The organism is Magnetospirillum sp. LM-5, assembly GCF_902729445.1.
In the GTDB taxonomy this organism is placed as follows: domain Bacteria; phylum Pseudomonadota; class Alphaproteobacteria; order Rhodospirillales; family Magnetospirillaceae; genus Magnetospirillum.
The window spans coordinates 1-21,618 of the sequence record NZ_CACVCE010000037.1; the positions used below are offsets into that span (position 1 = coordinate 1).

The 21,618-nt window shown below is 67.1% G+C and carries 24 protein-coding genes; 11 read left to right on the plus strand and 13 right to left on the minus strand.

The genetic code is table 11. The annotated features are described in order from the left end of the window. Positions 1–492 precede the first annotated feature (492 nt). Both MTBLM5_RS13160 and MTBLM5_RS13165 read left to right on the plus strand, forming a co-directional pair. On the plus strand, positions 493–1,116 hold the full coding sequence (locus MTBLM5_RS13160; protein ID WP_173976560.1) for a toll/interleukin-1 receptor domain-containing protein: 624 nt from the start codon (positions 493–495) through the stop codon (positions 1,114–1,116). 11 nt (positions 1,117–1,127) lie between these two features. Then, the gene (locus MTBLM5_RS13165) at positions 1,128–1,478 is read left to right on the plus strand and encodes a hypothetical protein (RefSeq protein ID WP_173976561.1); all 351 of its coding nucleotides are present in this window, start codon (positions 1,128–1,130) and stop codon (positions 1,476–1,478) included. Positions 1,479–1,531: 53 nt separating this feature from the next. On the opposite strand, the gene MTBLM5_RS13170 is transcribed toward MTBLM5_RS13165, so the two are convergent. Both MTBLM5_RS13170 and MTBLM5_RS13175 read right to left on the minus strand, forming a co-directional pair. Next, positions 1,532–2,233: an RES family NAD+ phosphorylase gene (locus tag MTBLM5_RS13170; RefSeq protein WP_173976562.1), complete on the minus strand. Its 702-nt coding sequence runs from the start codon at positions 2,231–2,233 to the stop codon at positions 1,532–1,534. Further along, positions 2,205–2,585, minus strand: a complete 381-nt coding sequence (locus MTBLM5_RS13175; protein ID WP_173976563.1) for an MbcA/ParS/Xre antitoxin family protein — start codon at positions 2,583–2,585, stop codon at positions 2,205–2,207. The genes MTBLM5_RS13170 and MTBLM5_RS13175 overlap by 29 nt, the downstream gene beginning before the upstream one ends. Before the next feature lie 184 nt (positions 2,586–2,769). On the opposite strand from MTBLM5_RS13175, the gene MTBLM5_RS13180 reads away from it, so the two are divergent. The 3 genes from MTBLM5_RS13180 to MTBLM5_RS18750 all read left to right on the plus strand — a co-directional run bounded on the left by MTBLM5_RS13180 (position 2,770) and on the right by MTBLM5_RS18750 (position 5,824). Continuing rightward, positions 2,770–2,988: a hypothetical protein gene (locus tag MTBLM5_RS13180; RefSeq protein WP_173976564.1), complete on the plus strand. Its 219-nt coding sequence runs from the start codon at positions 2,770–2,772 to the stop codon at positions 2,986–2,988. 75 nt (positions 2,989–3,063) lie between these two features. Further along, positions 3,064–3,915, plus strand: a complete 852-nt coding sequence (locus MTBLM5_RS13185) for an aldo/keto reductase (RefSeq protein ID WP_173976565.1) — start codon at positions 3,064–3,066, stop codon at positions 3,913–3,915. A 160-nt stretch (positions 3,916–4,075) separates the two neighbouring features. Continuing rightward, positions 4,076–5,824 carry an ATP-binding protein gene (locus MTBLM5_RS18750; protein WP_254431040.1) on the plus strand — a complete coding sequence of 583 codons (1,749 nt, stop codon included), beginning with the start codon at positions 4,076–4,078 and terminating at the stop codon, positions 5,822–5,824. On the opposite strand, the gene MTBLM5_RS13195 is transcribed toward MTBLM5_RS18750, so the two are convergent. From MTBLM5_RS13195 to MTBLM5_RS13240, 10 genes are all read right to left on the minus strand, one after another. Continuing rightward, positions 5,821–6,255: a DsrE/DsrF/DrsH-like family protein gene (locus MTBLM5_RS13195; protein WP_173976566.1), complete on the minus strand. Its 435-nt coding sequence runs from the start codon at positions 6,253–6,255 to the stop codon at positions 5,821–5,823. The two genes, MTBLM5_RS18750 and MTBLM5_RS13195, sit on opposite strands and share 4 nt — an antisense overlap. Further along, positions 6,242–7,042: a molybdopterin-synthase adenylyltransferase MoeB gene (locus MTBLM5_RS13200; protein ID WP_173976567.1), complete on the minus strand. Its 801-nt coding sequence runs from the start codon at positions 7,040–7,042 to the stop codon at positions 6,242–6,244. The genes MTBLM5_RS13195 and MTBLM5_RS13200 overlap by 14 nt, the downstream gene beginning before the upstream one ends. A 10-nt stretch (positions 7,043–7,052) precedes the next feature. Beyond that, positions 7,053–7,997 carry a cysteine synthase A gene (gene cysK / locus MTBLM5_RS13205; RefSeq protein ID WP_173976568.1) on the minus strand — a complete coding sequence of 315 codons (945 nt, stop codon included), beginning with the start codon at positions 7,995–7,997 and terminating at the stop codon, positions 7,053–7,055. 74 nt (positions 7,998–8,071) lie between these two features. Then, positions 8,072–8,527: an Rrf2 family transcriptional regulator gene (locus tag MTBLM5_RS13210; protein WP_068500445.1), complete on the minus strand. Its 456-nt coding sequence runs from the start codon at positions 8,525–8,527 to the stop codon at positions 8,072–8,074. Positions 8,528–8,534: 7 nt separating this feature from the next. Further along, the gene (dut, locus tag MTBLM5_RS13215) at positions 8,535–8,993 is read right to left on the minus strand and encodes a dUTP diphosphatase (RefSeq protein WP_173976569.1); all 459 of its coding nucleotides are present in this window, start codon (positions 8,991–8,993) and stop codon (positions 8,535–8,537) included. After that, positions 8,990–10,201 carry a bifunctional phosphopantothenoylcysteine decarboxylase/phosphopantothenate--cysteine ligase CoaBC gene (gene coaBC / locus MTBLM5_RS13220; RefSeq protein WP_173976570.1) on the minus strand — a complete coding sequence of 404 codons (1,212 nt, stop codon included), beginning with the start codon at positions 10,199–10,201 and terminating at the stop codon, positions 8,990–8,992. Before coaBC ends, dut begins: the two co-directional genes overlap by 4 nt. A gap of 84 nt (positions 10,202–10,285) precedes the next feature. After that, on the minus strand, positions 10,286–11,179 hold the full coding sequence (locus MTBLM5_RS13225) for a site-specific tyrosine recombinase XerD (RefSeq protein WP_173976571.1): 894 nt from the start codon (positions 11,177–11,179) through the stop codon (positions 10,286–10,288). Next, positions 11,176–12,714 (minus strand): tetratricopeptide repeat protein, encoded by a 1,539-nt coding sequence (locus MTBLM5_RS13230; protein ID WP_173976572.1) that lies wholly within the window; start codon positions 12,712–12,714, stop codon positions 11,176–11,178. Before MTBLM5_RS13230 ends, MTBLM5_RS13225 begins: the two co-directional genes overlap by 4 nt. Continuing rightward, positions 12,714–14,459 (minus strand): antifreeze protein, encoded by a 1,746-nt coding sequence (locus tag MTBLM5_RS13235; RefSeq protein ID WP_173976573.1) that lies wholly within the window; start codon positions 14,457–14,459, stop codon positions 12,714–12,716. Before MTBLM5_RS13235 ends, MTBLM5_RS13230 begins: the two co-directional genes overlap by 1 nt. Next, the gene (locus MTBLM5_RS13240) at positions 14,440–14,580 is read right to left on the minus strand and encodes a hypothetical protein (RefSeq protein WP_172822261.1); all 141 of its coding nucleotides are present in this window, start codon (positions 14,578–14,580) and stop codon (positions 14,440–14,442) included. The genes MTBLM5_RS13235 and MTBLM5_RS13240 overlap by 20 nt, the downstream gene beginning before the upstream one ends. A gap of 171 nt (positions 14,581–14,751) precedes the next feature. Here MTBLM5_RS13240 and MTBLM5_RS13245 point away from each other — a divergent pair, with 171 nt between their 5' ends. The 3 genes from MTBLM5_RS13245 to MTBLM5_RS13255 are packed head-to-tail and all read left to right on the plus strand — an operon-like array spanning position 14,752 to position 17,674. Next, positions 14,752–15,306 (plus strand): shikimate kinase, encoded by a 555-nt coding sequence (locus MTBLM5_RS13245; RefSeq protein ID WP_173976574.1) that lies wholly within the window; start codon positions 14,752–14,754, stop codon positions 15,304–15,306. After that, positions 15,303–16,409, plus strand: a complete 1,107-nt coding sequence (gene aroB, locus MTBLM5_RS13250) for a 3-dehydroquinate synthase (protein WP_173976575.1) — start codon at positions 15,303–15,305, stop codon at positions 16,407–16,409. Before MTBLM5_RS13245 ends, aroB begins: the two co-directional genes overlap by 4 nt. Before the next feature lie 5 nt (positions 16,410–16,414). Further along, the gene (locus MTBLM5_RS13255) at positions 16,415–17,674 is read left to right on the plus strand and encodes an HlyC/CorC family transporter (RefSeq protein WP_173976576.1); all 1,260 of its coding nucleotides are present in this window, start codon (positions 16,415–16,417) and stop codon (positions 17,672–17,674) included. A gap of 111 nt (positions 17,675–17,785) precedes the next feature. Here MTBLM5_RS13255 and nth read toward each other — a convergent pair whose 3' ends face one another. Further along, positions 17,786–18,409: an endonuclease III gene (gene nth / locus MTBLM5_RS13260; protein ID WP_173976581.1), complete on the minus strand. Its 624-nt coding sequence runs from the start codon at positions 18,407–18,409 to the stop codon at positions 17,786–17,788. Positions 18,410–18,551: 142 nt separating this feature from the next. Between nth and MTBLM5_RS13265 the strand changes: the two genes are divergently transcribed. From MTBLM5_RS13265 to ppa, 3 genes are read left to right on the plus strand one after another with little or no spacing between them, the layout of a single operon-like run. Then, on the plus strand, positions 18,552–19,847 hold the full coding sequence (locus tag MTBLM5_RS13265) for an AmpG family muropeptide MFS transporter (protein ID WP_173976577.1): 1,296 nt from the start codon (positions 18,552–18,554) through the stop codon (positions 19,845–19,847). Positions 19,848–19,856: 9 nt separating this feature from the next. After that, positions 19,857–20,984: an alanine dehydrogenase gene (ald, locus tag MTBLM5_RS13270; protein ID WP_173976578.1), complete on the plus strand. Its 1,128-nt coding sequence runs from the start codon at positions 19,857–19,859 to the stop codon at positions 20,982–20,984. 42 nt (positions 20,985–21,026) lie between these two features. Next, positions 21,027–21,563 carry an inorganic diphosphatase gene (gene ppa / locus MTBLM5_RS13275; RefSeq protein WP_173976579.1) on the plus strand — a complete coding sequence of 179 codons (537 nt, stop codon included), beginning with the start codon at positions 21,027–21,029 and terminating at the stop codon, positions 21,561–21,563. Positions 21,564–21,618 lie beyond the last annotated feature (55 nt).

Sequence of the window (21,618 nt, forward strand, 5' to 3'; positions counted from 1 at the left end):
TGCCCTTGAGTTTTAGATACATGATTGCATCCCACCATCACGCTACGCGATGGTATTGCATACCGGTTTTGCATACCGGTTTTGCATACCGGTCGCAAGCTGAAATGCGAGGAAATGAGCCATTCTACGGCGTTCGAAGTGCCGGGCTTCCCCTCCCTTCCGGGACGCCAATTTTCTAGTTGTCCAGAAAATCACGGATTTGGCGCTGGTTAGCCCAGGATTTGGGCTGACGGGGTGTCGCTGTGCGCGAAAATGGACTCAGACCTCGATTTTCTCGCCCTGAACAAGCCATCTCTAAAAACAGAACCATGGCCGCAGTTTAGCGCTTTAAAATGTACCCACCCGCTGCGGCTATGCCCCAGCGATTGAGGTCAGCGGTCGGCCAGCGCGGTTACCGACGCCCATCGCACAACCAGAGGGGCTTGAACGCGCCTATTATGCGAGTAATATTCGTGAAACCAATATGCCTTTTGGTCCAGCGCCGAGGTCGCCATGAAAGTCTTTATCAGTTGGAGCGGAACACGAAGTGAAACGCTTGCCAAGGCGCTACGGGAATGGTTTCCGCTGGTTCTGAACTACGTTGAGCCGTGGGTATCTCAATCGGACATCGAAGCTGGAGAGCGGTGGGGTATTGAAGTCGCCAAGGAATTGGAATCGTCCAACTTCGGCGTAATTTGCGTCACCCGCGAGAACCTGACCTCCCCATGGCTTCTGTTCGAATCTGGCGCCTTGGCCAAGTCCATGCAAGATGGTCGGGTGATCCCGCTGTTGCTCGATCTTGATTTCAAGGAAATCTCGGGACCGCTCGCCCAATTTCAGGCTAAGAAGGCGGAACAGGCTGGCATCAAGGAACTCGTCCTAAGCCTCAATAAGGCGGCAGCGGCACCAATCCCTGATCAACGGCTGGAAAACTATTTTCGGCTCTCTGGGGCGATCTCGAAACCAATATCTCGGCAATTCCCAAGGGCAAGGCCACATCAAAAAGTACCCGCCCGCAGGGCGAAATCCTTGAGGAACTCGTATCCAGCATCCGTGGCGTCGAAATGCGCATCCGGGACACAATGGATGACGATCCATCGTGGCGTCGATCTCGGCGGCACCGAGTCCACCCGATGATGCTTATGGACATGGCCCGCCATATCAGCCAGGGGCGGCGTGACCCGGTTTTTATTCTGATGGCGGCAAGCGCATTCCGGGATGCCGCCCCATGGGTCTACGAAATCGCACTGGAAGCCTACAGAGCAATGAAATCTGGCAAAGGCGCATCTCCTTCGCGGGCTTACCATAAATTCTTGGCATGCATCGATATGCTGGCAGAAAGCCCATTTGGAGAAGAACTCGGCATCGATAGAAAAGTTATCTATGTGACGAGAGATGCATTGCGCGAATACCAAATGCGGTTCCATGATGACGATTTTGAAGGGCGCGGTCCCCTTCGCAAAATTGTGCGGGATGCTACTCCAGCTGACGGCACATAACTAAAGCATGTTCACCAGATTCCTTTTGGCGGAAACCGGGGTAACAGTCCAACTCACCCAAACACCAACTCCACCCTCGGAAACTCCCGCACCGCCTGCACGCCGGTCTCGCGGATGAATAGCCGCCAAGTTTGCATCTGGCGCGGTTCGCGCTCGGCGAAGGCCGATGGCGACAGCACGGCGACATTGCAGCCGCCGGCCGGGTCGCGCACCGAGCGATAGCGGACCACGGCGATGGTGGCGTCGCGGGCTTTGTCGGCCAGGGCCTGGCAGGCGGCATAATCGCTGGGGTGGGTCCACAGGGCTTGGTCCCGATCCAGCGGCGGCTGGGTCAGGTCCAAAGCGCGGCCGGTATTCAGCGCCACCGAGAAGGCCGTGTGTTCGGTGGGGCGATCCGGCAGCTTGGTGTCGGGAGATTCGTCGAAGAACTTCCGGCGATAAAAAGCCAGTTCGGCCACGGCGGTTTCCACCGCTTCCCCGGCATAGAACGCCCCTTCCGCCTGCCCGGCCCGACGAAAGCGTGAGCCATTGGGGTAAGGCGCATAACGGAACGGCGTCGCCAGCAGCCAATGAAGGTGCCGGCATTCCGCCGGAATGGGCGGCTTGACCTCTTCGATCAGGTCTTCCAGCAGATGCTGTTCTTCCCAAGTGTCGGTCAGGCGCATGGTCGAGGACCGGGACTGCGCCTCGACCAGGCGCCAGACCTCGGCCGCATAGGGCCGGACCTCAGAGGACAGCGCGCCGGGAGTCCACATAGGCCGTAATCGCCACCAGACCCCGCACGGTCTTCATCAGGTCCAGGGGGCGCGCCTGAAGCGCCAAGTTTTCCGCCTGCAACCAAGACCGGGCCGAGGAATCGTCGCCGCCGGTAATGGCATCCAGGCTGCGGAAGGCACGGACGAACAGCTGGGCCAGTTCGAATTCCTTGCGGTTCCGCTTCAGGCGGTAATCGCCCTTATGCATCCGTGAAATCGTCGGTTCCGACAGGCCGAGAATCTGCCCCAAGGCAGCATTCGACAGGCCCAGGTGAGCGGCGGCACGTAAGGTCGCCTTGGATAGGACCGCCTCGGCCGAGGCCGGCGCGGCGGTCGGTTCGCGAGTTGCCATGACACCCTCCAACGACATTTTTACATCATATTCTTTCTATAGAAAGGTGGGCGGCCTGCGAAACCCTGTCAAGCGGAAGCGGTTTAGCTTTGGCCTCCGACTCCGCCACGACCCCAGGACGGACATCTGGCGACGTGGCGAGCGATCCTTGTATCCTGGCGTGTCCCACCCGATCCGAGCGCCCATGTCCGATCCCGAGAAAAACTGGTTCTGCGACGGCTACGGCTATGGCTACGCCACCGCCTTTCCGTGGTACGGCAACACCCAGACATCCAAGGACCCGCGCCGCGACGGCTTCATCGACGAAGGCTGCGTCTATGGCCGGTTCGACCGCGCCCAAGGGCGCGACGCCGACCCCGAGACGGCATGGACCCGCTTCGTCCGGCGACAGCCGCCGGAATAACCGATCCCCCGGTTGGATTTTCCCGCCGTCGGGCGCATCTACCATCCCAGGTCCCCCACGGAGAACGGAACCGCGATGAGTGCAGCGCCCCACACCTGGATATCGACCCATGGCGTCCCTGTCCCGCCGATCATCTACGGCACCGCCTGGAAGAAGGAGCGGACCGCAAGCCTGGTCGAGCAGGCGCTGAGACTTGGCTTTCGCGGCATCGACACCGCCTGCCAGCCCAAGCATTACGACGAGGCCGGGGTCGGTGCCGGCCTGGCCGCTGCGCAACGCCACGGCCTGGATCGCGCCGAGCTTTACCTGCAGACCAAGTTCACCCCGCTGGCCGGGCACGATCCCGCCCGCGTCCCCTATGATCCCCAGGCCCGTCTGTGCGATCAGGTGGCGCAATCCTTTGCCCGGTCGCGGGCCAATCTGGGAATCGACCGTGTCGATTGCCTGGTCCTGCATTCGCCCCTGGCCAACCCCGCCGAGCTGGCCGAGGTGTGGCGGGCGATGGAGGCGATCTTCGACCAAGGCGGGGCGCGCCAGCTGGGAATCAGCAATTGCCCCGACCCGGTCGTGCTGCGGCATCTGTGCGAAGGGGTCCGCATCCGCCCCGCCGTGGTGCAGAACCGCTTTCACGCCAAGACCGGATACGACCGGCAGGTTCGCGATTACTGTCGCGCCCACGGCATGATCTATCAAAGCTTCTGGACCCTGACCGCCAACCCCGACATCCTGGCCCATGCCACCGTGCGGGCGCTGGCTGCGGCGCATCGGCGCACGGCGGCGCAGATATTCTTCCGCTTTCTCAGTCAGATCGGCATCGTCCCGCTGACCGGCACCAGTTCGGCGGCGCATATGCAAGACGATCTGGCCATCGCCGACTTCACCCTCGATCCGCCATCCTGTCAGGCGCTGGAATTGTTGCTGGGCTAAGCAAAACGGCACCCCACCGTTCGAAATACCGACGGCTTTTCTATTCTGGATATGAGTGATTGCCCGTATAATGAGCCGATTCGGGCGAGGGAAGGCGGATCGGATGAATCTTCTTGGCATCCTCCGGGGCGTTCACCACCGGCAGGAGATTCATGTCCGCGTGGCTGTCCTGGTGCTGGTCTGCCTGATTCCGGCCTGGTTGTTCGGCGTCTTCACCTCGGTTTCGACCTATGATCGCGACCGCCGGGTGGTGGAAGAGACGCTGCAGACCGCCGCCCGCCTGCAGCTCGCCCTGCTGGAGCGCAAGATGGCCTCGGTCGAGACGGCGCTGCACGCGCTGTCGCTGTCGCCCCACTTGGACCAAGGCGATTTCGCCGCCTTTCATGCCGAGGCCCAGGCGGTGGCCCGCTATGCCCAGGCCTTGAACATCGTGGTGCTGAACCGCGCGGGTGCGCAGTTGGTCAATACCCTGATGCCGGTCGGGGCGGCCTTGCCGACCCAGCCGCCGCCCTTTTTCGCCGCGATCGCCGATCGGCCGAAGCCGTTCCTGTCCGACCTGTTCATCGGGCCGGTGACCGGCAAGCCGTTGATCGCCCTGACAGTCCCGGCCATCCGCGACGGCCGCGTCGCCTTCATGATCGGCATGTCGCTCGATGCCGGCCAGCTGGGGGCGCTGCTGACCGAGGCGCGTTTTCCGCCCGACTGGGTGGCGGCCATCATCGACGGTGCCGGCACCATCGCCGCCGGCACGCGGGCACCGGAAAGGTTCGTCGGCCAAAAGACGGTCCCGGATCTGCTCGACGCCCGGGCCCGGGCCGCGGCCGGCATCATCGAGACCCACGCCGTGGACGGGCTGCCGACCCTGGCGGCCTTTTCCCGGTCGGCGCAAAGCGGCTGGACCGTGGCGGTCGGCGTGCCGCGCGACACGCTCGAGGCTCAGCTGCGCCAAACCTTGCTGCACAGCATGATGGTGGCGGTTGTGGTTCTGGTGCTGGCGCTGCTGCTGGCCCGGTGGCTGGGCCGGCAGATCAGCGGCCCGGTCAGCGCCCTGGTCCCGCTGGCGATCGCCATCGGCCACGACGAGGCGGTATCGGCGCGCCCGCTGGGCCTGCGCGAGGCCGACGAGGTCGCGGCGGCGCTGGCCCGGGCCTCGGCCCTGATCCGCCAGCGCACCACCGAGCGCGACGAGGCCCACGACCGCGAATCCGGCCTGCGCCATGCCAATGCCGAGCTGGAGCAATTCGCCTATATCGCCTCGCACGACCTGCGCGAGCCGTTGCGGATGATCAGCAGCTATATCGGCCTGCTGGCCCAGCGTTACGGCGACCGCTTGGATGGCGACGGCCGCGACTTCCTGGAATTCGCCCGCGACGGCGCCAAGCGGATGGACCGCATGGTGCTCGACTTGCTGGAGCTGTCCCGGGTCGGCCGGACCAGCGAAGAGTTCGCGCCGGTTGCCTTGGCCGATATCGTCGCCTCGGCGCTGGAGAACCTGGCCTTGACCATCGCTGAATGCCAGGCCGCCATTTCGGTCGCCCACGACCTGCCGGTGGTCACCGGCCTGGCCGGGGAATTGGAACGGCTGGTGCAGAACTTGGTCGCCAACGCCTTGAAGTACCGCCACCCCGATCGGACGCCCTACATCGCCATCGCCGCCCGGCGCGAGGGAGCCGAGTGGGTGGTGTCGATCGCCGATAACGGTATCGGCATCGAGCCCGAGTTCCACGAGCGGATCTTCGGGATCTTCCAGCGCCTGCACGCCCGCGACAAGTACGAGGGCAGCGGCATCGGCCTGGCCATCAGCCGTAAGATCGTCGAGCATCATGGCGGCCGCATCTGGGTGGAATCCGCGCCGGGAGGCGGCACCACACTCTTCTTCACCTTGCCCGACGCGGGATTCAAGGCCTAGACGAACACCATCGCCCCGTTCTTGCTGGCGTCGGCCAGGAAGGTGACCACGCCGCCCTTGGCGACGGGGACGTCGGGGCGCAAATCGTCGGGGTCCATGCCCAGCGCCTTCAGGCCCATCTCGCACACCATGAAGGTGACGCCCAGGGCGACGCAGGCCTCCAGCAATTCCTCGAAGCTGGCGACGTGGCGCGCCTTGAACTGGGCATCCATCTGCAGGGCGGTCTGGCCGCCCTCGGACACCGGCAGCCGCGTCCAGCCGGCATCCTTTTCCAGGGCGCGGCCGGCCCACATGGTGAAGAACAAGGTGACCGGCGTGTTCGACGCCACGGCGGCCGCCGCCATCACCAGGGCGTAATGGACGCGGTCGAACGCGCCCGAGAACACCACGATCGACAGCTTGTCGGGCGAGGTCTTGTCAGCCGCAGGCATGGTCGGTGCTTCCGTGAGCCGCCAGGTCGGTGATGGTCGGCTGGTCGCCGCACAGCGGGCAGCCGGGGTCGCGCTTGACCCGGACGGTCCGAAAGGTCACCGCCAGGGCGTCGTAGATCAGCAGCCGGCCGGCCATGGACTCGCCGATGCCCAGGACCTCCTTCAACACCTCGGTCGCCTGCAAGGACCCCATGGTGCCGGCGATGGCGCCCAGCACCCCGGCCGACGAACAGGTCGGCACCGCGCCTTCGGGCGGGGCCTCGGCATAGATGCAGCGATAGCAGGGCCCGCCCGGCTTGTAGGTCGACAATTGGCCGTCGAAGCGCAGGATCGCCGCCGAGACCAGGGTGGCGCCGGCCAGCCGGCAGGCATCGTTGACCAGGAAGCGGGTGGCGAAATTGTCCGAGCCGTCGGCCACCACCGGGAAATCGGCCAGGATGGCGCCGATATTGTCCTTGTTCAGGCGGGCCCGGATCGGGACCACCCGGACGTCGGGGTTGATGGCCCCCAGGGTGTCGGCGGCGCTCGCCACCTTGGCGCGGCCGACCGAGCCGGTGTGATGCAGGATCTGGCGCTGCAGGTTGGACAGATCGACCACGTCGTCATCGACGATGCCGATGGTGCCGACGCCCGCCGCCGCCAGGTACAGCGCTACCGGCGAGCCCAGGCCGCCGGCGCCGATCACCAGCACCCGGGCATTCAGCAGCCGGGCCTGACCGGTGCCGCCGACCTCGGGCAGGATGATGTGGCGAGCATAGCGCCGAATCTGGTCTTCGGTGAAATCCAAAGGGGTGTGCCTAGACCTCGAACAAGGCGGTCGACAGATAGCGTTCGGCGAAGCTGGGCAGGATGACCACAATCACCTTGCCGTCCATGTCGGCGCGCTGGCCGACTTCCAGGGCGGCGGCGATGGCCGCGCCCGAGGAAATGCCGACCGGCAGGCCTTCCAGCTTGGCCGCCTTGCGGGCGGTGGCGAAGGCGGTCTCGTTGCCGATCTGCAGGATTTCGTCGACCACGGCGCGGTCCAGGTTCTTCGGCACGAAGCCGGCACCGATGCCCTGGATCTTGTGCGGGCCGGGGGCGCCGCCCGACAGGACCGGGCTGTCCTCGGGCTCGACCGCGATCATGCGAATGGCCGGGTTGCGCTTCTTCAGCACATGGCCGATGCCGGAAATGGTGCCGCCGGTGCCGACGCCGGCCACCACCGCCGCCACCGATCCGGCGGTGTCCTTCCAGATTTCTTCCGCGGTGGTCGCCTCGTGCACCAGGGGATTGGCCGGATTGTCGAATTGCTGGCACATCACCGCGCCGGGGATTTCGCCGATCAGGCGCTCGGCTTCCTTGACCGCGCCGGTCATGCCCTTGGCGGCCGGGGTCAGCACGATCTCGGCGCCCAGGTGCGACAGCATCTTGCGCCGCTCCAGGCTCATGCTTTCCGGCATGGTCAGGATCAGGCGATAGCCCTTGGCGGCGCAGACGAAGGCCAGGGCGATGCCGGTATTGCCCGAGGTCGGCTCGACCAGGGTGGCGCCGGGCTTCAGGCGGCCTTCCTTCTCGGCCGCCTCGATCATGGCGAAGCCGATGCGGTCCTTGACCGAGGCCATCGGATTGAAGAACTCGCACTTGCCGACGATGTCGGCCTTGGCCCCGGAATCGGCCGCCAGCTTGGACAGGCGCACCAGCGGAGTGGCGCCGATGGTGTCGATGATGGAGTCGTAAATCCGGCCGCGGAACTCGCTCATCTTAATTCCCTCGTCCCAAGTGTTAATCTATGTCTATTCACACTTTCTCATGGAAAGCGGGGCGGCGGCAAGCTTCAGATGATGAAGTCCAACTTCTGGTGTGCCTCGGATGGGATACCCGCCTTGTACGAACGCATGCACAGATCATCGACGGTGATGGCGTCGAGCTGGTTCATGATCTCGTCGGACAGTTCGGTCCACATCGGGCGGATGACGCTTTTGCCCAACTCGCTGGCCGGCACGTCCTGATAGGGGTCTTCCGCCGTTTCCATGGCGCGGACCACGCGCACGATCTCGCCCACCGAGATGCGGCGGCGTTCACGGGCCAGGCGATAGCCGCCGCGCGGCCCGCGCACCCCCATCAGGATGCCCGATCGCACCAATTGCTGCAGGGTCTGTTCCAGATAGCGCCGGGGAATGCCCTGGCGCCGGGTGATCTCGCGGCTTTGCACCGGTTCGCCGCCGGCATGGTAGGCGATGTCCAGCACCGCCTCGATGGCGAACAGCATCTTCTTCGACGGTCGCAGCATGGTCGTGTCACTCTCCGCGTCGTTCGGTTCCGGTCGAGCCGAAGCCGCCGGCCCCCCGGTCGGTCTCGGTCAGTTCGGTGGCTTCGATCCAATGGGCCTGCTCGACGCGGGCGACCACCAGTTGGGCGATGCGCATGGCCCGGGTCACCGTGAAGACGGTGTCGCCCAGATTGATCAAGATCACCCCGATCTCGCCGCGGTAATCGGCATCGATGGTGCCGGGCGCGTTCAGGACGGTCACGCCGTGGCGGGCGGCGAGCCCCGAGCGTGGCCGCACCTGCGCCTCGAACCCGGCCGGCAGGGCGATGGCGAAGCCGGTGGGGATCAGGGCGCGCCGCCCCGGGGCCAGGGTGATGTCGGCCGGGATGCAGGCCATCAGGTCCAGGCCGGCGGCATGGGCGGTTTCGTAACGCGGCAGCGGCAGGTCTTCGGCGTGCGGCAGACGCAGGATGGGTATGGCGATCATTCGGCCCCCCCGGGCTTCAAGGAATCGGCGATGCGCCAGGCCAGCCGCTCGGCGACGTCGGCCTTGGCGATGCGCGGCCAGTCCTCGGTCCCCGAGGCGCTGATCAGATGGACGCTGTTGAAATCGCCGCCGAAGGTGCCGGTGGCCGGCGAGACGTCGTTGGCGACGATCCAGTCGCAGCCCTTGCGGGCCAGCTTGGCCTTGGCGTGCTCAAGAACCTTCTCGGTCTCTGCGGCGAAGCCGATCACCAGGCGCGGTCGGGCCGATCCGGCCTCGGACAAGGTCGCCAGGATGTCGGGGTTGGCGGCCAGCTCGATGGCGGGCGGCGGCGCGCCCGGGTCCTTCTTGCGCTTTTCCTTCGAGGCGTTGGACACCGTCCAGTCGGCGACGGCGGCGGCGCACACCGCCACGTCGGCCGGCAGGCTGCCCAGGGCGGCGCCCAGCATCTCGCGGGCGGTCTCGACATGGATGGTGCGCACGCCCGCAGGATCGGCCAGCCGCACCGGGCCGGTGATCAAGGTGACGTCGGCGCCCAGGCGGGCCAGGGCGGTGGCGATGGCGTGGCCCTGCTTGCCCGACGAACGGTTGCCGATGAAGCGGACCGGGTCGATCGGCTCGAAGGTCGGGCCGCTGGTGACCAGGGCCTTGATCCCGGCCAGCGGTCCCTTGGCCAGCAATCCCTCGATGGCGGCGACGATCTCGCCCGGTTCGGCCATGCGGCCGATTCCGGATTCCCCTTCGGCCAGCGGCCCGGCATTGGGGCCGACGGTGTGAACCCCGCGCCCCTTCAAGGTCGCCAGGTTGGCCCGGGTGGCCGGATGCTCCCACATGCGGAAATTCATCGCCGGTGCCACCAGGATCGGCTGGTCGGTGACCAACAGCGCGGTCGAGGCCAGATCGTCGGCCAGACCGTGCGCCATCTTGGACAGCAGGTTGGCGGTGGCCGGCGCCACCACCACCAGATCGCAATCGCGCGCCAGGGTGATGTGGCCGATCTCGTGCTCGTCGGTCAGCGAGAAGGTGTCCTGGAACACCTTGTTGCCCGACAGGGTCTGCACCGCCAGCGGCGTGACGAACTGGGTGGCGTTGTGGGTCAGCAGGCAGCGCACGTCGGCGCCGCGTTCGCGCAGGCGACGAATCACCTCGAGTGATTTGTACGCGGCGATGCCACCGGAGATGACGAGCAGGATGCGGCGGCCGTCGAGCACGGAAAATCCTTGGGAAATCACCGAAGATGAAGTGTGGTTAGCCTAGACCGGGCCATGATTTCCCGCAAGACCCAAGTGATATGGTCAGCTTTTTCCGGCCAGCGGGTGGTGCTGCTGCACCAGCCTGACCTTGGGGGCGTCCAGGACGTGGGTATAGATCTCGGTGGTGGCGATGTCGGCATGGCCCAGCATCTCCTGGACCACGCGCAAATCGGCGCCGTGGGCCAAAAGGTGGCTGGCGAAGGCGTGGCGCAGGACGTGGGGCGACAGCCGCCGTGGATCGATGCCGGCCTTCATGCCGACCCGCAGCAGCATGGCGGCGAAGCCCGAGCGGGTCAGGTGGCCGCTTTTGGCCGCCGACGGGAACAGCCAGCGCGAGCCTTTGCGGTCCAGCAGCCCGGCCCGCAGCGGCAGCCAGGCGGCCACGGCGGCGCGGGCCGGATCGGACAGCGGCACCATGCGTTCCTTGTCGCCCTTGCCGCGGACCACCAGCACCGCCGGGTCGCGGGCCAGGCTGGCGAAGGGCAGGCCGACCAGTTCCGACACCCGCAGGCCGGTGGCGTACAGCAATTCCAGCAAAGCGGTGACCATCAGTCCTTGCGGTGGGGCGACGGCGCGCGCCGCCTCCAGCAACTGATCGACCTCGGCTTCCGACAGCACCTTGGGCAGCGGCCGGCCCAGGCGCGGCATGGCGACCCGGCTGGTGGGATCGTCGGGGCGCCAGCCCTCGGCGAAGGCGAAGCGGAAGAACTGGCGCAGGGCCGACAGCCGCCGCGCCTGGGTCCGGGCCGCCATGCCGGCCTTGGCCAGGTCGCGCAGGAAGGCGGCGACGTCCTGGGGCGTGGCCGCGACCACGCTGTCGCCCTTCAGGAATTCGGCGAAGCGGTCGAGATCGCGGCGATAGGCATCCAGGGTATGGGGACTGGCGCCGCGCTCGACCGCCATCATTTCCAGGAAGGCCTCGGTATGGCGGCTCATGATAGGAAGCGGTCCAACTCGGCACGCACCGCCTGCAATCCCTTGGTCCAGCCGCAGCCGTCGGGCTGGCGGATCAGGCGGGCGCTGTCGTACCACGGCGTGGTGTCCTCGGCCTCGAACCATCGCCAGTCGGCGCCGTGGTTCAGCAGCACCAGGCAGGGCACCCCCAGGCCGCCGGCCACATGCACGGTGACGGTATCGACGCTGATCACCAGATCCAGTTGGGCGACGATGGCGGCGGTGTCGGCGAAATCGCCCAGCCTTTCTTCCAGATCGATGGCGAAGGGGGCCAGGGCCGCCTTGTCTTCGGCCGCCAGACCCTTTTGCAGCATGAAGAACGAGGCGGCCGGATGATCCTTCAGGACGATCTCGGCCAGCTCGGCGCCGGGGACGAAGCGGTGCGGATCGACATCCTTGCGGGTCGAGGACCAGGACAGGCCGATCCGCTTCTTGCCCTCGGCCGGCCCCAGATCGAAGCCGGCCCCGGCCGGCACCGACAGATAAGGCGCGCCTTTGATGTCGGCGGTGGCGGCGACGAAAAAGCCGGGCAGGCTCATGACATAGCAGAAGCGGTCGCCCTTGGGGCGGCGGCGATCATCGGTGGCTGCGAACTCGATGCCGGGAAAGGACGAGGCCAGCAGGCGCACCAGCGGCGCCTGGCAGACGAACACCACCCGGTCGCAGCGGGCGCGGGCCTGGGGCAGGAAGCGGCCGAACAGCAAGGAATCGCCCAGGCCGATCTCGGCATGGACCACCAGCGTTCCCTGGAACGGCGTGCCGTCCCAGAGGGGCGCGGTCGGCCTGGGCTCGGCGAAGCGGGCGCGGCGGGTGCGCCATTCCCATTCGGGCCAGCCCTCGGCGAAGCGTTTGGCCCCCAGCAGCAGCTGGGCCAGGCCGTAATGGGCGTCGGCATAGTCGGGCTGGCGGGCGAGTGCCTGGCGGAACAGGGCCTCGGCCTCGCCCCAGCGCCGTTGCAGCACCAGGGTCGAGCCCAGATTGTTCAACACGTCGGGGCTGCCCGGCGCCAGTTGCACCGCCCGGGCATGGGCCTGTTCGGCCCGGATCAGGTCGCCGGATTGCTGCCAGGCCACCCCCAGATAGGACCAGGCCAGCGGATCGTTCGGCACCAGTTCGCCCAGCCGGGTGAAGGCCGCCACCGCGCCCTTTCCGTCGCCCAGATCCAGCCGGCACACCCCCAGATTCTTCCACGCCGGGGCAGACTCGCGTAAGCCCAGGGCGCGTTCCAGCAAGGCGGCGGCGGCAGCCGGGCGCCGCCCGTCCATGTCCAGCTTGGCCAGGTTGAACAGCAGATCGGGATTGGCTGGTTCAAGGGCCAGGGCGCGATCATAGGCGGCGCGGGCGCCCTTGATGTCGCCCAGGGCCTTTTTCGTGATGGCGACGGCGTTCAACAGCGCCGCGTCGGCCCCCAGTTTCAGCGCGCGTTCCAGGACTTTCAGCGCCTCGGAATGGCGGCCGGCCTTGGCCTTGGCGATCCCCGCCGCCAACAGCCCGGACCGGTCGGCCGCCTTTCCCATCAGATGCCGTTGGCCAGCATCGCCTCGACGGCGAGGCGGCGGGCATCCTCACCCAGCCCAACGACGCTCAGAGCGCTGATCGCCTCGGACAAGGTGATCGGGTCCAGCTTGTCGAGCCCGCTATCGCCGGTGGCGGCCAGCACCGCCAGCACCGTGCCGCCCAGGCGGGCATCCAGCGCCGCGCCCTGCATCATGGCGAACAGGCCGAATTTCGGCCCCCCCGCCGGCAGGGCCAGGGTGTCCAGCCACAAGGAATCGGGAATCTTGGCGCCCAGCCCGGCCAGCGTGCCCAACACCACCGCGACGCGCCGCGCCGCCAGGTCGGGCGCCAGCCCGGTCAAGGATTGGCGCCAGCCGGCCAGGCCGGCCAGCGACAGCTCGCGTCCCGGTTCGGTGCCGGCGATGGCGGCGAGCGGCCACAGCCGCGCGGCGAAGGCGGCTCCGGCCGCTGTGTCGGCCTGGACGATGTCCAGCCACTTGGCCGCCGCCTCGGGCTTGCCCAGGGCGAAAAGGGCGCGGGCGAAGGACGGGGCCTGGGCGGCCAGCACGGCATCGGGCCGGGTGGCCAAGATCACCGGCTCGAACAGTCGGGCTGCCCCGGCCAGTTCGCCCTTGGCCCCGGCCAGTTCCAGCGCCTTGGCGGCGAACTGGGCCTTCAGCACCGGGTCGGGCTGGTCGGTGGCGGCGCGGAACAGCAGCGCCCGGGCCCGGGGGCCGGCGGTGTCGGCACGGGTCAGGGGCGCCGACATCTCGTCGGGGGCGAACACCTGGGCCAGATACAGCGACCGCAGCGCATCGATGGGCAAGGCCCCGGCCGCCTCGGCCCGTTCGCCGGCGGCCAGCCGCAGCTCGGGCGGGTTCGAGGTGGTCACGGCGACCGCCCGGTTGACCGAGGCCTGCGCCTTGGCCAGCGACGAAGCCGGCAGGGGCAGCTTGGCGGCGGCGAAGGCGGCGACATGCAGGGGTGTCGCCTCGTCCAGGCGGATCTTGTCCGGCGCGGGCGCCGGCACGCCGCCCAGCACCTCGGCGGCGGTGATGAAGGCGCTGTCCGGGTCCTTCTTCTCGCGCAGCAGGTCCAGGCCGAAATTGCCTTCCAGGGTGCGGCCCTGGGTCAGGTTGCACAGGACCAGCATCTTGGGCTGCAGCGGGTCGGACGGATCAGGAGCCTGGCGGCCGGCATCGGCGCAGGCGCCGGCCAGGTCGCCGCCCAGCAGCTTGGCGTCCCGCCGGACGCGGTCGAGCACCGGACCCGAGGCCTGGGCCGGCACCGCCTTCAGCAGGGTCAGCAGGCCATCGACCTCGCCCATGGCCAGCAGGCGTTCGGCCCTGAGCTCGACCAGCCCGGGCTTCTCGCCTTCCTTGGCGTCGTCGGGCGGCGGGGCGGCGGTCAGCAGCAGGCGGCGCTCGATGCCGGCCAGCGCGCGCGAGCCCGACGATGCCGGCAACAGCGGGATCAGGGCGCGCAGCGTGCGGGCCGAAGTGTTGGCCCACAAGGTTTCCGGCAAGCCGCCCTGGCGGGAATCCAGCACGCCGATGCCGTCGGGGTTGGGGGCCTTCAGGGCGTTGACGTCGATCTTGCCCACCGGCTCACTGGACGGCGGGTCGATCCGTTCCATGGTCTCGGGGTCGAAGGGCTGCGACAAGGGCGACAGCCGGCCTTGGGCCAGGGCCAGACCCGGGGCCAGGGTCAGCGCCAGGGCGCAACCCAGCAGCCGCAAACGGCGGTCAGCGCGGCAGACGGTCATCGGGAATCACCTTTTCAACCTTGGCGGCCGGTGCCGGTATATCCGACGAGGCCAGGAAGATACCGCCACCGACGATGACGGCCAGCACCACAAGCATCAGAATTCCGGCTATCTTTCCCATGCGCTATAACCAACCTTACTCTGTGATTTGATGGACAGGCCCCGGCCCGGACGGATACAAGCGGCGATAAGGGATGCTGGCGGGGCCGGCTTTACGAAGACGGTGTGACGAAGGGGGGCAGTGTATCGGCCTCGCCTTCCGGGATCAACGGCGGGGCGTGGACGGGCTTCGATGACGGCGGACGAGGAACTGGCGGAGCGGTTGGGACGCTCGATCGTGTTGGTGGGCCTGATGGGTTCGGGCAAATCCTGCGTCGGCCGCCGGCTGGCGGCGCGGCTGAAGGTCGCCTTCATCGATTCCGACGCCGAGTTCGAAGCCGCCGCCGGCTGCACCATCAGCGATTATTTCGCCCGTTTCGGCGAGCCGTCCTTCCGCGACGGCGAGCGCAAGGTGATCGCCCGCCTGATGGAGGGCGCGCCCAAGGTGCTGGCCACCGGCGGCGGCGCCTTCGTCGATCCCGAGACCCGCGCCCGCATCAAGGACGAGGCGATTTCGGTGTGGATCCGGGCCGATCTGGACCTGCTGGTCAAGCGCACCTCGGGCCGCGACCACCGGCCGCTGTTGAAGACCGGCGACCCGCGCGAGATCCTGGGCCGGCTGATGGACGCCCGCTACCCCCTGTACGCCGAGGCGGACATCACCGTCGATACCACCGACGAGCCGCCGGAAGTCACCGTCGCCAAGATCATCGACCAACTGGCCATCCTGTCGGAGCCGAAAGCATGAGTGCCGAAATCATTCGCGTCGAATTGGGCGAGCGTTCCTATGACATCGAGATCGGCGCCGGGCTGATCGACCAGGCCGGCCCGCGCATGGCTCCGGTGATGGCCGGCAAGCGCGCCTTCGTGGTCACCGACGACGTGGTGGCGCCGCTTTATCTCGACCGCGTGCTGGCCTCGCTGGACCGGGCCGGCATCGCCCACGGCCATGTGGTGGTGCCCCATGGCGAGCATTCCAAATGCTTCGCCCAGCTGGAAGAGCTGACCGAAACCATGCTGGACGCCCGCTGCGAACGCTCGACCATGGTGGTGGCGCTGGGCGGCGGCGTCATCGGCGACCTGACCGGCTTCGCCGCCGCCATCTTGCAGCGCGGGCTGGATTTCGTGCAGATCCCCACCACCTTGCTGGCCCAGGTGGACAGCTCGGTCGGCGGCAAGACCGGCATCAACACCCGCCAGGGCAAGAATCTGGTGGGCGCCTTCCATCAGCCCCGCCTGGTGCTGGCCGACATCGACACCCTGAACAGCCTGGATCGGCGCCAGATGCTGGCCGGCTATGCCGAGGTGGTGAAGTACGGCGTGATCGATGATTCCTTGTTCTTCGCCTGGCTGGAAGAACACGGCCCGGCCCTGATCGATGGCGACCAGGCGGCGCGCGCCCGGGCGGTGGCGGTATCGTGCCGGGCCAAGGCCCGCATCGTCGCCGCCGACGAGCGTGAAGGCGGCGTGCGAGCCCTGCTCAATCTGGGCCACACCTTCGGTCACGCCCTGGAAGCCGAGACCGGCTTCTCCGAGGAATTGCTGCATGGCGAGGCGGTGGCCGTCGGCATGGTGATGGCGCTTCGGCTGTCGGCCCGGCTGGATCTGGCCCCGCCCGAGGATTGCGCCCGGCTGGAACGCCATCTGGCCCGGGTCGGCCTGCCCACCGGTCTGTCGCGCCAGCGCCACTGGGATGTGGCTGCGCTGGTCCACCACATGGCCGGCGACAAGAAGGTGCGTGACGGCAAGGTGACCTTCGTGCTGGCCAAGGGCATCGGCCAATCCTTCCTGACCCGCGAGGTGCCGGCAGCCGCCGTGCGCGACATGCTGGCCGAGTTCGTGGCGGGCTGACGACCATGCTGCTCGACATCGCCGCCATCCTTTTGCTGCTGCTGCTGCTGGGCTTCTTCGCCGGGGCCGAAACGGCATTGACCGCCGCCTCTCGGCCGCTGATGCATCAGCTGGAACGCGAAGGCGATGCCCGCGCCGGATTGGTCAACCGGCTGCATGTCCGCAAGGAGCGGCTGTTGGGCTCGATCCTGCTGGGCAACACCTTGGTCCACATCCTGGCCTCGGCGCTGGCCACCAGCCTGGCCATCGGCCTGTTCGGCGAGGCCGGAATCATCTATGCGACGGCGGTGATGACCGTGGTGGTGCTGGTGTTCTGCGAGATCCTGCCCAAGACCTTCGCCATCCAGCACGCCAACAAGGCGGCCTTGTTCATCGCCCGGCCGATGCGGCTGTTCGTCGCCCTGGCCGGCCCGACCATCCATGCCATCCATGTCTTCGTCTCGGGCCTGCTGCGCCTGGTCGGCGCCCGCGTCGTCCACGAGACCGACATCGATGCGGCGATGATGGAGCTGAAGGGCGCCATCGAGGTCCACACCACCCAGGAAGCGGTGCAGGACGAACGGCGCATGTTGCGCTCGATCCTGGAACTCGACGACGTCGAGGTCGGCGAGGTGATGACCCACCGCCGCAAGGCCTTTACCATCGATGCTGCCCTGCCGCCGGCCGAGATCGTCGATCTGATCCTCAAAAGCCCTTATACCCGCATCCCGCTATGGCGGGGCGAGCCCGACAACATCATCGGCGTGGTCCATGCCAAGGACGTGCTGCGCGCCGTGCGCGCGCTGGACGGCGATGTCGCCCAGCTTGATGTCGGCGAACTGGCCGGCACCCCGTGGTTCATCCCCGATTCCACCACGCTTTTGGAACAATTGCGCGCCTTCCGCGAACGGCGCGAGCATTTCGCCCTGGTGGTCGATGAATACGGCGCCCTGATGGGGGTGGTGACGCTGGAAGACATCCTGGAAGAAATCGTCGGCGACATCACCGACGAGCACGATGTCGCCGTCGCCGGCGTTCACCCGCAGGAAGGTGGCGATTACGTCGTCGATGGCGGCGTCACCATCCGCGACCTCAACCGCGAATTCGAATGGCGCCTGCCCGACGAGGACGCCAACACCATCGCCGGCCTGCTGCTGCACGAAAGCCGCCAGATTCCCAATGTCGGCCAGGTGTTCCGCTTCCACGGCTTCCGCTTCGAGGTGTTGCGCAAGAACCGCAACCAGATCGCCTCGATCCGCATCACCCCGCCGAATTCAGCCTCCTAGACCGGTTTCCGCCCGAGCGGAAACCGGTCTAGAGTCTGACGTTTGGCCCGTGCCGGGCCGCTCAGGCGCCGCTCAGGCTGGCCCGCGTGTTCACGCTTGGCGTGAAAACGCTTAACCCCCGAACGCGCACAGATCGCGGACAAGGCAGCCGTCGCATTCCGGCTTCCTGGCCTTGCAGACGTAACGGCCGTGCAGGATCAGGTAATGGTGGGCGTCGTGGGCGAAGCGGGCCGGCGTGACCCGAAGCAGCCCTTCCTCGACCGCCAGCACATTCTTGCCGGGTGCCAGGCCGGTGCGGTTGGCGACGCGGAAGCAATGGGTGTCGACGGCGATGGTCGGCTGGCCGAAGGCGACGTTCAGCACCACATTGGCGGTCTTGCGCCCGACGCCGGGCAGGGCTTCCAGTGCGTCGCGCTCGGCCGGCACCTGGCCGCCATGGCGCTCGATCAACAGATGCGACAGCGCCATCACGTTCCTGGCCTTGGTCTGGTAAAGCCCGATGGTGCGGATGTGCTCGCGCAAGCTGTCCTCGCCCAGGTCCAGCATGGCCTGGGGCGTGGTCACCTTGGCGAACAGCGGGCCGGTGGCCTTGTTGACGCCAACATCGGTGGCCTGGGCCGACAGCACCACCGCCACCAGCAAGGTATAGGCGTTGACGTAGTCCAGCTCGCTTTTCGGGCTGGGGTGGGCGGCGGCCAGGCGGGCGTAGAATTCGTCGATCTGGGCGGGCTTCATCATGTCCTTCGGCAGGCGGCTCTTAACCATTTGTGCATCGCGCCAGCCGCCATTGCGGCGGCGGCCAAGCAAGCGGTGCTTGGCGCCCGGCGAGGGCAAATAGTGATGCAGATTTTCTGCATCACGAACTAAAGTGTCGCCCATGACCGGGGATGTCACCGAAAAAAAGCCAAGCTGGCGCGACGCCTTCGCCGTCTATGGCGACCGCCGCATCGTCACCATCCTGCTGCTGGGCTTTTCCAGCGGCCTGCCCTTGGCCTTGACCGGATCGACCCTGGCGGTGTGGCTGACCGAGGCCGGGGTGTCGCTGAAAACCATCGGCCTGTTCGCCCTGGTCGGCACGCCTTATACCTTCAAGTTCGTGTGGGCGCCGCTGGTCGACCAGGTGCGCCTGCCGGTTCTCAGCGGTGCGTTCGGGCGCAGGCGCGCCTGGATGCTGGCGACCCAGGCCGCCCTGATCGGTGCTCTGTTGGCGCTGGGCGCCACCGATCCGGCCCTTGAGACCGAGCGGGTGGCGCTGCTGGCCCTGCTGGTGGCCTTCTGCTCGGCCAGCCAGGACATCGTCATCGACGCCTACCGGGTCGAAATCCTCGATAAGCCGCAATATGGCGCCGGCGCCGCCGCCGTGCAGTTCGGCTATCGCGTCGCCATGCTGGTGTCGGGGGCCGGCGCCTTGCTGCTGGCCCAGTTCAGCGGCTCGTGGGCGGTGACCTATGTCGCCATGGCCGGCCTGGTGGGAGTGGGCATGGTCACCGTGCTGGCCAACCCCGAACCGGACGCGCCGCCCCTGGCCCTGGCCGCCACCATCGCCGGCCGGCTGCGCCAGGCGGTGATCGAGCCCTTCGCCGACATGGCCCGGCGCAGCGGGCCGTTCATCCTGGCGGTGCTGGCCTTCGTGCTGCTGTACAAGCTGGGCGACGCCTTCGCAGGCGTGATGGCCAATCCCTTCTACATCATGATCGGCTTCACCAAGGCCCAGGTGGCGACGGTGTCTAAGCTGTTCGGCTTCGGCGCCACCATCCTGGGGACCTTCCTGGGCGGCGCGGTGGTGGCGCGCTACGGCCTGTGGAAGAGCCTGCTGGGCTGCGGCCTATTGCAAATGCTGTCCAACCTGATGTTCGCATGGCAGGCATCCGTCGGCGCCGACGTCTATGCGTTGACCTTGACCATCGCCGTTGAGAATCTATCGGGAGGATTGGGGTCGGCGGCCTTCGTGGCCTACATATCCGGCCTGTGCAGCCTTAGATTCACAGGGACGCAATATGCGTTGCTGAGTTCTTTGGCGGCGGTGGGGCGGACCCTGGTCGCCTCGAGCGCCGGCCAGTTGGCGGAAAGCCTGGGCTGGGTCGATTTCTTCCTGGTCTCGACCCTGGTGGCTTTGCCCGGCCTGATCTTGCTGGTGGCGTTGCGCCGCAGGTTGCTGCCGCCGGATCCATAGGAGGAAGGCATGCTTGTCGGCATTCCTAAGGAAATCAAGACCCACGAATACCGCGTGTCGGCGGTTCCGGCCGCCGTGCGCGAGCTGACCCGGCACGGCCATCAGGTGATGGTGCAAAAAGGGGCCGGCGCCGGCATCGGCTGCTCGGACGCCGATTATTTGGCGGCCGGGGCCAGCCTGGGGGCCGACGCCCAGGAAGTCTTCGCCACCGCCGATCTGGTGGTCAAGGTGAAGGAGCCGCAGGCATCGGAATTCGCCCTGCTGCGCGACGGCCAGGTGCTGTTCACCTATCTGCACCTGGCCCCCGATCCGGCCCAGGCCAATGCCCTGCTGGAACGAGGCGTCACCGCCATCGCCTACGAGACCGTCACCGACGCCCGGGGTGGGCTGCCATTGCTGGCGCCGATGAGCGAGGTGGCCGGCCGGATGTCGATCCAGGTCGGCGCCCATTGCCTGGAAAAGGAACAAGGCGGCGCAGGCGTGCTGCTGGGCGGCGTGCCCGGCGTGCCGCCCGGCCGGGTGGCCATCCTGGGCGGCGGCGTGGTCGGGACCAATGCGGCGCGCATGGCGGTCGGGCTGGGGGCCAGGGTCACCATCATCGACCGTTCCGCCGCCCGGCTGGCCCAACTGGACGAAATGTTCGCCGGCCGGGTCGAGACCGCCTATGCGACGCTGGATGCCATCGAGCAGGCGGTCGCCTCGGCCGATCTGGCCGTCGGCGCGGTGCTGATCCCCGGCGCCGCCGCGCCCCGGCTGGTGTCGCGCGACCTGGTGGCCGCCATGCGGCCCGGTTCGGTGGTGGTCGATGTCGCCATCGACCAGGGCGGCTGCTTCGCCACCTCGCGCCCGACCAGCCACGCCCAGCCCACCTATGTCGCCGAAGGGGTGGTGCATTATTGCGTCACCAACATGCCGGGCGCGGTGGCGCGCACCTCGGCCTTCGCCCTGGGCCACGCCACGCTGCCCTTCATCCTGGCCCTGGCTGACCGGGGCTGGGGGCCGGCCCTGGCGGAAAATCCCCATCTGGCCGCCGGTTTGAACGTCCATAATGGAAAAATCACCCATCCAGCGGTGGCACGCGCGCTCGGAATGGCGTATGAGGATGCCGCAAAGTTTTTAGAGCGGTTCCGAAGCTGACCGCATCGCAAAAGAACACACAAGGGAACAAGGACAGCAACCATGGACCTCAAGAAGATCCCGATCGGCAAGAATCCCCCGACCGACATCAACGTCGTGGTCGAAATCCCGCTGCGCGGCGACCCGGTCAAGTACGAGATCTGCAAGGAATCCGGCGCGATGTTCGTCGACCGCTTCCTGCACACCGCCATGTACTACCCGACCAATTACGGCTTCGTGCCGCACACCCTGTCCGACGACGGCGATCCGGTCGACGTGATGGTGGTGGGCAAGCATGGCGTGGCGGTCGGCTCGGTCCTGCGCTCGCGTCCGATCGGCGTGCTGCTGATGGAAGACGAATCCGGCCATGACGAGAAGATCCTGGCGGTGCCGCACGCCAAGCTGCACCCCTTCTACGACGAAGTGCAGTCCTACAAGGACCTGCCCGACGTGCTGATCAAGCAGATCGAGCACTTCTTCGCCCACTACAAGGACCTGGAAGAGGGCAAGTGGGTCAAGGTGATCGGCTGGGGCGATGCCGACAAGGCCGGCGAGATCATCAAGGAAGCGATCAAGCGCGCCGAGAAGAAGAAGAAGTAAGGCGAATTCGCCAAGAAGACGGCCGGGGAAGCACCTTCCCCGGCCGTTTTTTTTA

Bases quoted from the DNA above. Each gene is read 5' to 3' on its own strand.
- MTBLM5_RS13160 (WP_173976560.1), top strand. From the start codon at position 493: ATGAAAGTCTTTATCAGTTGGAGCGGAACACGAAGTGAAACGCTTGCC.
- MTBLM5_RS13165 (WP_173976561.1), top strand. From the start codon at position 1,128: ATGGCCCGCCATATCAGCCAGGGGCGGCGTGACCCGGTTTTTATTCTG.
- MTBLM5_RS13170 (WP_173976562.1), bottom strand. From the start codon at position 2,233: ATGTGGACTCCCGGCGCGCTGTCCTCTGAGGTCCGGCCCTATGCGGCC.
- MTBLM5_RS13175 (WP_173976563.1), bottom strand. From the start codon at position 2,585: ATGGCAACTCGCGAACCGACCGCCGCGCCGGCCTCGGCCGAGGCGGTC.
- MTBLM5_RS13180 (WP_173976564.1), top strand. From the start codon at position 2,770: ATGTCCGATCCCGAGAAAAACTGGTTCTGCGACGGCTACGGCTATGGC.
- MTBLM5_RS13185 (WP_173976565.1), top strand. From the start codon at position 3,064: ATGAGTGCAGCGCCCCACACCTGGATATCGACCCATGGCGTCCCTGTC.
- MTBLM5_RS13195 (WP_173976566.1), bottom strand. From the start codon at position 6,255: ATGCCTGCGGCTGACAAGACCTCGCCCGACAAGCTGTCGATCGTGGTG.
- cysK (WP_173976568.1), bottom strand. From the start codon at position 7,997: ATGAGCGAGTTCCGCGGCCGGATTTACGACTCCATCATCGACACCATC.
- MTBLM5_RS13210 (WP_068500445.1), bottom strand. From the start codon at position 8,527: ATGCTGCGACCGTCGAAGAAGATGCTGTTCGCCATCGAGGCGGTGCTG.
- dut (WP_173976569.1), bottom strand. From the start codon at position 8,993: ATGATCGCCATACCCATCCTGCGTCTGCCGCACGCCGAAGACCTGCCG.
- MTBLM5_RS13225 (WP_173976571.1), bottom strand. From the start codon at position 11,179: ATGAGCCGCCATACCGAGGCCTTCCTGGAAATGATGGCGGTCGAGCGC.
- MTBLM5_RS13230 (WP_173976572.1), bottom strand. From the start codon at position 12,714: ATGGGAAAGGCGGCCGACCGGTCCGGGCTGTTGGCGGCGGGGATCGCC.
- MTBLM5_RS13235 (WP_173976573.1), bottom strand. From the start codon at position 14,459: ATGACCGTCTGCCGCGCTGACCGCCGTTTGCGGCTGCTGGGTTGCGCC.
- MTBLM5_RS13240 (WP_172822261.1), bottom strand. From the start codon at position 14,580: ATGGGAAAGATAGCCGGAATTCTGATGCTTGTGGTGCTGGCCGTCATC.
- MTBLM5_RS13245 (WP_173976574.1), top strand. From the start codon at position 14,752: ATGACGGCGGACGAGGAACTGGCGGAGCGGTTGGGACGCTCGATCGTG.
- aroB (WP_173976575.1), top strand. From the start codon at position 15,303: ATGAGTGCCGAAATCATTCGCGTCGAATTGGGCGAGCGTTCCTATGAC.
- MTBLM5_RS13255 (WP_173976576.1), top strand. From the start codon at position 16,415: ATGCTGCTCGACATCGCCGCCATCCTTTTGCTGCTGCTGCTGCTGGGC.
- nth (WP_173976581.1), bottom strand. From the start codon at position 18,409: ATGAAGCCCGCCCAGATCGACGAATTCTACGCCCGCCTGGCCGCCGCC.
- MTBLM5_RS13265 (WP_173976577.1), top strand. From the start codon at position 18,552: ATGACCGGGGATGTCACCGAAAAAAAGCCAAGCTGGCGCGACGCCTTC.
- ald (WP_173976578.1), top strand. From the start codon at position 19,857: ATGCTTGTCGGCATTCCTAAGGAAATCAAGACCCACGAATACCGCGTG.
- ppa (WP_173976579.1), top strand. From the start codon at position 21,027: ATGGACCTCAAGAAGATCCCGATCGGCAAGAATCCCCCGACCGACATC.